This window comes from Oleiphilus sp. HI0132, assembly GCF_001635845.1.
Genome location: NZ_LWGJ01000734.1, coordinates 1 through 512, shown reverse-complemented (window position 1 = coordinate 512; position 512 = coordinate 1). Strand labels below are relative to the sequence as shown.

1 protein-coding gene is annotated in these 512 nt (G+C 40.4%); it reads left to right on the top strand.

Going from position 1 to position 512, the window contains the following annotated elements; all coding sequences use genetic code 11:
• The coding region (locus A3766_RS08685; protein ID WP_156508795.1) for a porin at nt 1-401 on the top strand (401 nt) is incomplete at its 5' end.
• Between the last annotated feature and the right edge of the window lie 111 nt (nt 402-512).

Genomic DNA, 512 nt, shown 5'->3' with positions numbered 1-512 from the left:
CTTTAGCTGCTAAATACGCTATGGATAACCTTGAACTTGCTTTTGCATACTCTATGGGTCGCGAAGAAGCTGGTGTTGAAGCAGAAGATACTATTGGTTTAGGTGCTACTTACTCAATGGATGATATTACTGTAATGCTTGGTTACGAAAGCATGTCAGATACAGTTGATTACATTGGTTTGCAGGGCATGTACACAATGGGTCAGAACCAGTTTGCTCTAGGTTATGGTATGAAGTCTTATGATGGTGCAGAAGACGAAGCGACAATTGCGCTTCAAGCTCTTCATAATGTAACAGATCATTTGTTTGTAGCTCTAGAATACACAACGTCTACTGACCTTGGTGGTGTTGATGGTGCGGATGTTGACGTACTAGCTATCGGCGCTAACTACAGCTTCTAAGTTGTAAGTTTAGAACTAAGCTCTAAAAAGCCGGTGACTTTCACCGGCTTTTTTTTGCCTGAAATTTATGTAAATCAAACGATAAGGTGTTTTGTGCCGAAAGAAATTGAA